The following is a 9,046-nucleotide window of genomic DNA, read 5'->3' as shown; positions in this document are numbered from 1 at the left end:
CCGCCTCGCTGGTCGTCTGCAACCCCGAAGGGCGTGTCGTCTCAAGCGAGGAGGCGCATTCTACAGACCTGCCGGAGGGAGTCAACAGCCTTTTTCAATTTATTTTAAAAATACCTTTCCACTATCTGCAGCACGGATATTTACGGTTAATTTATAGACAGAACAACTGGATCCACAGCACGAGGATCCGCTGTCATAGATCAGCTATATCTTGGCTACACCACTATGGGTTTGCCGCTTTCACTATAAGGAGCGAGTGATGTATACGCTGCCGGAACTGAAACAGGATAAAGACTTCGACTCGATCGCTATCATGACCAGTGGCGGCGACGCCCCAGGCATGAACCCGGCCATACGAGGCGTCGTCCGTGCCGCGCTGAGCCAGGGCATCAAGGTTTACGGAATCCAGCGAGGCTACAGCGGCCTGATTGCCGACGATATGAGTACGCTCCAGTCCGGGTCGGTGAGCAATATCGTCCAGCGCGGGGGCACCGTATTAAAAACTGATCGTTGTACCGCCTTTAAGGATCCCGCGGTTCGGGCCGCCGCCGCGGAGATTTTGCGACGCAGGGGCATTGGCGCCCTGGTCGTGATTGGCGGTGACGGCTCTCTTACCGGAGCACACCTGCTGCAACAGGAGACTGGCATCCCGGTGATCGGCATCCCCGGTACCATCGACAACGATATCTTCGGCACCGAAGACACCATAGGTTTTGATACGGCTGTTAACACCGCTCTGGAGGCGATCGACCGCATCCGCGATACCGCCACCTCCCACGAACGCCACTTCCTGGTTGAAGTAATGGGTCGGGCGTCCGGTTCCATTGCCATCAATGTTGGCATGGCGGCAGGCGCGGAGATGATTCTGGTGCCGGAGCGCGCCATCGACGTAGCAGCCATCAGTAGCGAACTGGCGGCGAGTCGTCGCGCCGGCACCGGCTCCAGCGGCATTATCGTGGTTGCTGAAGGGCCCACCCCGGGGCTGACTTCACGACTGGCGGAGCAATTAAGGGAACAGGGGCAGGATCCCAGGGTCTGCATATTGGGACACATTCAGCGTGGTGGCAGCCCCTCTGGTCATGACCGAGTGCTCGCAACCTGCATGGGAGCCATGGCGGTGCGCTATTTGTGCGCCGGCTACTCCGATATTATGGTGGGTGTCAGGGATGGCAGTATCATCGATGTACCGCTGGATGATGTCATCCGATTCCGTAAGGGGCTAGATCCCAGCCTGCTGGATATGGCCTTACAGGTACACCGATGACAGAGGAGGCAACATGAAGTTGCTGATACGCTTTTTCTTCCAGGGATTACTGGTACTCCTGCCGGCGATTATCACTATCTACCTGGTGTGGCTGATCGGGCATACCCTGAACGACCTCATCTTTTCCATGATCGGCCACTTTCTGGAATCTGTGATCGGCCTGGAGCTGCCAGGCTGGCTGGCCTCGATACTCGGTTTCCTGCTGGTGATCAGTTTGATCACTGCTACCGGGATCCTGGCTTCCATGTATCTTGGCCGCTTCATGCTGGAGTGGTTCGACCAACTGCTGCAGCGCATCCCGCTGGTACGGCTGCTCTACACCTCATTGAGCGATCTGTTCAAGGCGTTCCTCGGGGATCATCGCGGCTTTGATCGCCCTGTGCTGGTACAGCTGACAGCCGACCCCGGCATTCGGGTGGCTGGGTTTATCACCCGCGACGACCTGTCGATGCTCGGCCTTAACGATGACGTTGCGGTTTATCTGCCGCAGTCTTACAACTTCGCCGGTAATGTTCTCATCGTCGCTGCCGACCGGATAACGCCTATCGACGCCAAGGCCAGCCAGGTGACCACCTTTATCGTCAGTGGCGGCGTATCCACCAGCAGCGAACGCAAGAACAACGGCGTGCTCAACCCCGATGATCAGCTACAAACGGATTAGTACGCCGCTCTTCGCCAAAGGTGGACATGGGACCATGCCCGGGGATGAAACTGACATCATCCCCCAGCGGAAATAGCCCTTCGCGGATCGACTTGATCAGCGTGGCATGGTCTCCCCGGGGGAAATCGGTGCGACCAATAGAGCCCTGAAACAGCACATCGCCTACCTGAGCCAGCTGACTTGCACGGTGGAAAAACACCACATGGCCAGGTGTATGACCCGGGCAGAACAGCACTTCCAGCTGTTCCTGGCCAACACTGACGGTATCGCCCTGCTCCAGCCAGCGATCCGGGGTAAAGGCCTCGACCTTGCCGAAGCCAAACATGGCGCTTTGCTGATCCAGTGCATCGATCCAGAAAGCGTCCTCTTTGTGCGGACCGATGATGGGAACACCCGCTTCCCGCGCCAGCGGCGCAGTGCCGCCAACATGATCCAGATGGCCATGGGTCAGCAGCACCTGGGTCAGCTTGACCCCCTCTTCCTCGATGGCTGCCTTAATACGCTCGATATCGCCGCCGGGGTCTACCACCGCCGCTTCCATGGTCTGCTCGCACCAGAGCAGGGTGCAGTTCTGCTGGAAAGGGGTCACCGGAATAATGCGATATTTCATAGTCAGGCCATCAGCAAGTGAATGAACGCCCCAGTATACGCGGGGCGTTTTTCAAACCCAATCAGACCTTGAAGCGGGCGATCTGCTGCTCAAGATCATCGGCCAGACCACGCAGCTGCTCACCCTGGGCCGCCACGCTGTTGGCGGCAGCCACAGTGGCTTCTGAGGCCTGGGAGATAGACAGCAGGTTGTTGTTCATCTCTTCGGATACAGTGCTCTGCTCTTCGGCAGCGGACGCCACCTGCAGTCCCATATCGCGCACCGAGGTCATATCAGCAACGATTCGCTTTAGCTCGTTACCGGCCAGCAACGCCTTTTCAACGCTTTCCTCGGCGCGGGTCCGCGAGCGATCCATCACCTCCACGGCACGTGAAGCCACTTTGCCCAGCCGCTCGTTCATATCGCGAATCTCTTCGGTGGATGCACGGGTGCGCTGCGCCAGTTGCCGCACCTCGTCGGCTACCACCGCAAAGCCTCTGCCTGAGTCACCGGCACGGGCCGCTTCAATGGCCGCGTTGAGCGCCAACAGGTTGGTCTGTTCGGATATCGCCTCGATCTGCTCCAGCACCTCGCCGATCTGCACGGTATCGCCCTGCAACTGGCGAATAACCCCGGCGGCTTCCTCAACCTCGCTGGCCAGCTGTTGAATACGAGTCACCGTATCATCCACATCATGGCTACCTTCATCCGCCTCATGGTCGGCGTGATCGATAGCGCTGGCTGTTTCACCGGCGCTGCGGGCAACCTCATGAATACTGGCGGCCATCTCGTTCATGGCAGTGGAAAGAAGCTCTGCTTCCTGCGCCTGGCGGTCAAGCGAGTGGCTGGTCTCCTCGGCACTGGCCGCCAGCTCAACAGCACTACCGGTGAGCTGGGTAGTGCTTGCTGCGATGCTCTGGATCAACCCCTGGAACACCTCCAGGGTGTTATCGATCTGTACACCCACCCGACCCAGTTCATCGCGTGTTTTCAGCCCGGTGCGGGCTCTCAGATCTCCGTCAGCCACCTTAACCATTACCTGGCTGACCACATCAAGCGGGCCGCAGATAGCGCGGGCCACCCAGATAGCTACCGCAGCCAAAATCACCAGGACGATCAGCAGTTGAATCCCCACATGAATAATGCTGTCGATAAAGGTGTCGTTAATGTCTTCGATATAAACACCGGTCGCGACCACCCAGCCCCAGTCGGGAAAAGCACTGGCAAAGCTGAGTTTGGCATGGGGTTCTGGCTCTCCGGTTTTAGGCCAGGTGTATTCGAAAAACGCTGACGGCTGCCCTGAGTTAAGAAGAGCAGCCATCTGCTGGAATACGGCGACGCCATCGCTGGTGCGGGTCTGGGCCAGGGACTGCCCGACCAGTGAACTGTCTGCGCCGTGCACCAGCACCCGGGAACTGGCATCAAGCACAAAGAAGTAGCCGTCATCGCCGTATTTCATCGACGCGATCAGCTCTTTGGCATTCGCCTGCGCTTGCTCCAACGTCGCCTCGCCACTGCTAACCCGGCTCTGCTCGGCCTCCAGCATCGAGTCCACATTCTGGACCAGCGCATCCAGCTGATGCTGACGTTCCTGGTAGAGAGATGCGCGCATGTCCAGCAGCGACAGCACCGATAACACCGCCAGCGAAAGGCCAGCAAGCAGAATAATGGTCCACAGTTTCGCACGAACGCTCAAATCGGCCAGTTTCATGGCGAGTTCCTTTCCCGTTTGGCAGAGTGCCATCCGATATTGGGTTAATGTAGCTAAAGAAAGACGTTACGTTTTGTGGGAGATTAGCACCAACTGGATTTCCGAACCAAGCGTTTGGCCAAGGTTTTGCCGCTCTTTCCTCGGAACAGAGCCTTGCCTTCCTGCACAGACTTCCTGTGCAGGTTCGCCCGCTCTGTATCGATCCGCTTGCAGACCCTTACAAGCTCATCGAGCCAGAAATAGCGGCGCTCCGACTCAAGACGCTGCGCCAACATATCCAGATCGTGCAGGTCACCAAGATAGTCACTCAGCTGTTTCAACCGGCGTAGCCGCTTTACCTTTTTATCACTGCATAGCAACAGCGACTGGTAATAGGCGCGTTTAACCAGCTTGCGCCACTCATGGAGCACCTCTTCAGAACCATCGTTCTGCGCCTGTTTCCACATCTGGATGCTCTGGCGAAAGCTCCTGCTGACCGTTTTCTCCAGGGTACGGCACTGCATCCCCGGGCGCAGGTCCGCATGAACCTGCTGTTTTAGCGCGAGCAGTCGGGTTTCTATCTGCTGCCAGTCCGGTGGCTGACTGACACTGGTGGCCGCCGAGCAATGCAGCAGATTTTCCAGTCTGTTTATCAGTGCTTTTTCATCGGGTGCCAGGCTTTTAAGGGTCTCCAGTGCGACATCTGCATCCCGCTGCCCGGACAGATCGGCGGCCAGCTGCCGGCAAAGGCCATTCAGCTCGACATAGTGTTCATCGGCAAGCGCGGGACGCGCCAGGCGCAAAAACGCCCTAAGCTGCTTCATCCCCACACGAACATGGTGAATGGTTTCCACCGGTCCCAATGCATCGCGTTGGCCAAGAGACTGCAGCGAGGTATCGAGTATGTCGTCCGCGGCCTCCAACACCCGCCGGTCCAATGCGGTCGTCTCAACTCTAGCTCCAGCGTTGGTACCGGCTTTAGTCACAACGGCAGTTACATCCTTTTTATTGCTCATGAGATCCTTTCTTGTCTTAACCTGCCCATCTAGCCACCTTCGCGTTCCACGCTGACCTCTGGCGCTCCACCGGGCGGCACATTGACACTCACCACCATTGGCGCACAGCACACCGGACAGTCTTCGGTGTATTCCTGTTCCGGTTCAATGCATTCGATCAGTAACTCGATGGATTCGCTGCACCAGGGGCACTGGGTATCTATAGTTTCCTGTGGGTTCATAACAACTCCTTGGCATTTTTATTATCGGGCGATGCATAAACCTCCAAGCCACAGGCATTTATAGCAGAGGGGCAAAACTTTGCTGTGCACCCGGTGGACAGCCTGCCTGCGGCACCCTAGACTAGCGCTACTTTTTATCTTGGTCGGGGTGCCCAACGCTGATTTCTTGCGAGATCACATTATAGGGCTGAGATTAAACCCGCAGAACCTGATCCGGCTCGAACCGGCGTAGGAAATCGAGATACACCTATGCGACACATCCATGCTTGTTGTCAGGCTGGCTGTACGGTTCGTCCGTTACAGAGGAGCCTGGCATGACAGATTCAACCCCCATAGCCCTAACTATAGCCGGCTCTGACAGCGGCGGCGGTGCCGGTATTCAGGCTGACCTGAAGGCTTTTTCCGCACTCGGTGTCTATGGCGCCTCGGTCATTACCGCGCTCACCGCCCAGAACACCCGTGAAGTCCGTGCTATCCACGACGTGCCCGCCGCATTTATCGCCGACCAGTTGAACACCGTGTTCGATGATCTGGCGGTGAATGCGGTCAAGATCGGCATGCTGAGCCGACCCGAAACCATTCAGACCATCGCCCGCATTCTTAAAGAGCGAGAGTTGAGCAATATCGTGCTCGACCCAGTCATGGTCGCAAAAAGCGGCGACAAGCTGCTGGCCGATGAATCGGTGGATGCCCTGCGCAGCGAGCTGCTGCCACTGGCAACACTGATTACACCGAACCTGCCGGAAGCCTCGGTACTGCTCGACCAGCCTGAAGCCGGCAGCGAACAGGAGATGCGCGAGCATGCCGCCGCACTGCTGCGCTTCGGCCCCAGAGCGGTATTGATCAAGGGTGGCCACCTGGCAGCCTCCGCCAGCGATGACAGCGCCGATCTGCTGCTTGATGCTGCTACAGAGCGCTGGCTGCCCGCCAAGCGGATCAACACCCGCAACACCCACGGCACCGGCTGCACCCTGTCATCGGCGATCGCCGCAGGCCTCGCCAGAGGTCTGGAGATCGGTCAGGCGGTCGATGAGGCCAAGGCCTACATTACCGGCGCCATTGAGGCTGCCGACCGCCTGCAGATAGGAAGCGGGCACGGCCCGACCCATCACTTCCACCGCTGGTGGTAAGCCGTGGATATCCATCTCAGTAACGCCAGCCTGCACTGGCAGCATCACTGCGTCTTCAGTCAGCTGAATCTGACACTGCCCGGCGGCCAGTGGACCAGTATTCTTGGCCAGTCAGGGGTCGGTAAAAGCTCGCTGATCCAGCTGCTCTGCGGCATCGCCGACGAGGCCGATGTGCAGGGAGAGATAGCCTGTTCCGATGGCAAACCGCTCACCGGACGCGTGGCCTGGATGGCGCAGGATGACCTGCTGCTGCCCTGGCTGTCCGTACTCGATAACGTGCTGCTCGGCACCCGGCTGACGCAGCAGCGCAGGCCAAAGCCTGAACAGATCGAACGCGCCCGCTACCTGCTGAGCCAGGTGGGCCTGAGCGAGCGCGCTAAGGTATTGCCGGCACAGCTCTCGGGCGGACAGCGCCAGCGCGTTGCCCTGGCCCGCACTCTGTTCCAGGACTGCCCCCTGGTCTGCATGGATGAGCCCTTCTCTGCCCTGGACGCGATCAACCGGCTCAGGTTGCAGGACCTGGCGGCAAGCCTGCTGCATGACCGCACCGTGCTGATGATCACCCACGATCCGCTTGAAGCGTTGCGCCTGTCCGATCAGATCCTGGTGCTAGGTGGCTCGCCTGCGAAGCTTTCCTCGCCGATCACTCCGCCCGGCCTGGCTCCGCGTCAGGTCAGCGACAGCGAGGTACTCAGACTACAGGGTGAGCTGCTGGAGATGCTGGCGGGAGAAGCCTCATGATGCGCCTGCTGCGCCCCCTGATCATCGCCCTGGGTCTTACATTGCTTTGGCAATCTATCGTCTGGATCACCGGCGCGCCGAAGTTCATCCTGCCGGGCCCTGTGCAGGTGTTTAGCACCCTGTTCGAGCAGGCCCCGCTGCTCGCCAAGCACGGGGCTGTGACCCTCGCAGAGATTCTGCTGGGCCTGGTGTTCGGCGTGATGCTCGGGCTGATAAGTGCGCTGTCACTGGCCACCTGGGGTCCGTTAAGGCGCTGGTTAATGCCGGTATTGGTGATCAGCCAGGCGATTCCGGTATTCGCGCTGGCACCGGTGCTGATGCTCTGGCTCGGCTACGGCATGGCCTCAAAGATTGCCATGGCCACGTTAATTATCTACTTCCCGGTGACCGCCGCCTGCTTCGATGGCCTGCGCCAGACTCCCACTGGCTACCTGAAGCTGGCCCGCACCCTTGGTGCCAGCAAACGCGCCCAGTTACTGCAGATCCGCCTGCCCGCCGCCCTGCCCGCCTTTGCCTCGGGCCTCAGGGTTGCAGCTTCGGTGGCACCCATCGGCGCCGTAGTCGGCGAATGGGTCGGCTCCTCCACCGGCCTCGGTTACCTGATGCTCAATGCCAACGCCCGTATGCAGGTGGACCTGATGTTCGCGGCTCTGCTGGTACTGGCCCTGATTGCCGTAACGCTCTATTTCCTGATCGATTTCCTCGCCCGCCGGCTGATGCCCTGGCAGGCGGACTCCCTGAACAAAGCCAACACCAGCATCGCTGGGCATTAAATAAGAAGAGGACATCATGAAACGTCTGACCACACTGATCGCCGCCTCACTGCTGTCGGCACAGGCCATGGCCGCCGACAAGGTCGAGCTGCTGCTCGACTGGTTCATCAACCCGGACCACGCCCCGCTGATCGTCGCCCAGCAGCAGGGTTACTTCGCCGAACAGGATCTGGATGTTTCCATGGTGGAACCAGCCGATCCTTCCATGCCGCCCAAACTGGTGGCCGCCGGCAAGGCCGACCTGGCACTGACCTATCAGCCGCAGCTGCACGTCATGGTCGATGAGGAACTGCCGCTGACCCGTATCGGTACGCTGATCGCCACACCGCTGAACTCCCTCGTGGTGCTGGAAGATGGCCCGGTGAAAAGTATCGCTGACCTGAAGGGCCGCAAGGTGGGTTACTCCGTCGGCGGATACGAGGAGGCGTTGATGCGCGCCATGCTCGCCCCGCACGATCTGTCGCTGGACGATATTGAGATGATCAACGTGAACTGGTCACTGTCTCCTTCATTAATCGCCGGCAAGGTGGACGCGGTGATCGGCGCTTACCGCAACTTTGAACTGAACCAGATGGATCTGGAAGGTCATCCGGGTCGCGCGTTTTACATCGAAGAGGAAGGCGTACCCGCCTATGACGAGCTGGTACTGGTGATCAACAACAAGGATCGCGGCGATGACCGCTTCGCCCGCTTTGTCGCCGCACTGGAAAAAGCCACCCAGTACATCGTTAACCATCCCGATGCCGCCTGGAAATCCTTCGTCAGCTACAAGCCCGACGAGCTGGACACCGAGCTCAACCGTCGCGCCTGGGCCGACACCCTGAGCCGTTTCGCACTGCGCCCGGCCGCCCTGGACGAAGCCCGCTACCAGCGCGTCGGCGCCTTTATGCAGGCACAGGGGCTGACCAAGAGCAACCCGCCGGTTGCGGACTACGCGATTGTCCCTTGAACCGGGTTCCCT

10 protein-coding genes and 1 riboswitch are annotated in these 9,046 nt (G+C 59.2%); of the genes, 6 read left to right on the top strand and 4 right to left on the bottom strand.

All coding sequences use genetic code 11. The annotated features are described in order from the left end of the window. Window positions 1-259 precede the first annotated feature (259 nt). Window positions 260-1,264, top strand: coding sequence for a 6-phosphofructokinase (gene pfkA / locus C4S72_RS22575; protein WP_104005452.1), 1,005 nt, complete (start codon window positions 260-262; stop codon window positions 1,262-1,264). Window positions 1,265-1,277: 13 nt separating this feature from the next. Beyond that, on the top strand, window positions 1,278-1,925 hold the full coding sequence (locus tag C4S72_RS22570; protein ID WP_104005451.1) for a DUF502 domain-containing protein: 648 nt from the start codon (window positions 1,278-1,280) through the stop codon (window positions 1,923-1,925). Here C4S72_RS22570 and C4S72_RS22565 read toward each other — a convergent pair. The 4 genes from C4S72_RS22565 to C4S72_RS22550 all read right to left on the bottom strand — a co-directional run bounded on the left by C4S72_RS22565 (window position 1,894) and on the right by C4S72_RS22550 (window position 5,441). Then, a complete protein-coding gene (locus tag C4S72_RS22565; RefSeq protein WP_200826874.1) occupies window positions 1,894-2,535 on the bottom strand; it encodes an MBL fold metallo-hydrolase in 642 nt (213 codons plus the stop codon). The genes C4S72_RS22570 and C4S72_RS22565 overlap by 32 nt on opposite strands. 61 nt (window positions 2,536-2,596) lie before the next feature. Continuing rightward, a complete protein-coding gene (locus tag C4S72_RS22560) occupies window positions 2,597-4,225 on the bottom strand; it encodes a methyl-accepting chemotaxis protein (RefSeq protein WP_104005449.1) in 1,629 nt (542 codons plus the stop codon). 83 nt (window positions 4,226-4,308) lie between these two features. Beyond that, window positions 4,309-5,220 (bottom strand): CHAD domain-containing protein, encoded by a 912-nt coding sequence (locus C4S72_RS22555; protein WP_104005448.1) that lies wholly within the window; start codon window positions 5,218-5,220, stop codon window positions 4,309-4,311. 29 nt (window positions 5,221-5,249) lie between these two features. Continuing rightward, on the bottom strand, window positions 5,250-5,441 hold the full coding sequence (locus tag C4S72_RS22550) for a CPXCG motif-containing cysteine-rich protein (protein ID WP_104005447.1): 192 nt from the start codon (window positions 5,439-5,441) through the stop codon (window positions 5,250-5,252). A 134-nt stretch (window positions 5,442-5,575) separates the two neighbouring features. Continuing rightward, window positions 5,576-5,693: riboswitch (TPP riboswitch) on the top strand. 62 nt (window positions 5,694-5,755) lie between these two features. Between C4S72_RS22550 and thiD the strand changes: the two genes are divergently transcribed. Genes thiD through C4S72_RS22530 form a run of 4 tightly spaced genes read left to right on the top strand, consistent with a single transcriptional unit; the run spans window position 5,756 to window position 9,034 of the window. Beyond that, window positions 5,756-6,571 (top strand): bifunctional hydroxymethylpyrimidine kinase/phosphomethylpyrimidine kinase, encoded by an 816-nt coding sequence (gene thiD / locus C4S72_RS22545; protein ID WP_104005446.1) that lies wholly within the window; start codon window positions 5,756-5,758, stop codon window positions 6,569-6,571. Between the two features lie 3 nt (window positions 6,572-6,574). Next, window positions 6,575-7,312 carry an ABC transporter ATP-binding protein gene (locus tag C4S72_RS22540; RefSeq protein ID WP_104005445.1) on the top strand — a complete coding sequence of 246 codons (738 nt, stop codon included), beginning with the start codon at window positions 6,575-6,577 and terminating at the stop codon, window positions 7,310-7,312. Further along, window positions 7,312-8,085, top strand: coding sequence for an ABC transporter permease (locus C4S72_RS22535; RefSeq protein ID WP_104005472.1), 774 nt, complete (start codon window positions 7,312-7,314; stop codon window positions 8,083-8,085). Before C4S72_RS22540 ends, C4S72_RS22535 begins: the two co-directional genes overlap by 1 nt. Window positions 8,086-8,101: 16 nt before the next feature. After that, window positions 8,102-9,034, top strand: coding sequence for an ABC transporter substrate-binding protein (locus C4S72_RS22530; RefSeq protein ID WP_104005444.1), 933 nt, complete (start codon window positions 8,102-8,104; stop codon window positions 9,032-9,034). Window positions 9,035-9,046 lie beyond the last annotated feature (12 nt).

Source organism: Marinobacterium lutimaris (genome assembly GCF_900108065.1).
Lineage (GTDB): Bacteria > Pseudomonadota > Gammaproteobacteria > Pseudomonadales > Balneatricaceae > Marinobacterium_D > Marinobacterium_D lutimaris.
This window is presented reverse-complemented; position numbering and strand designations above follow the sequence as displayed.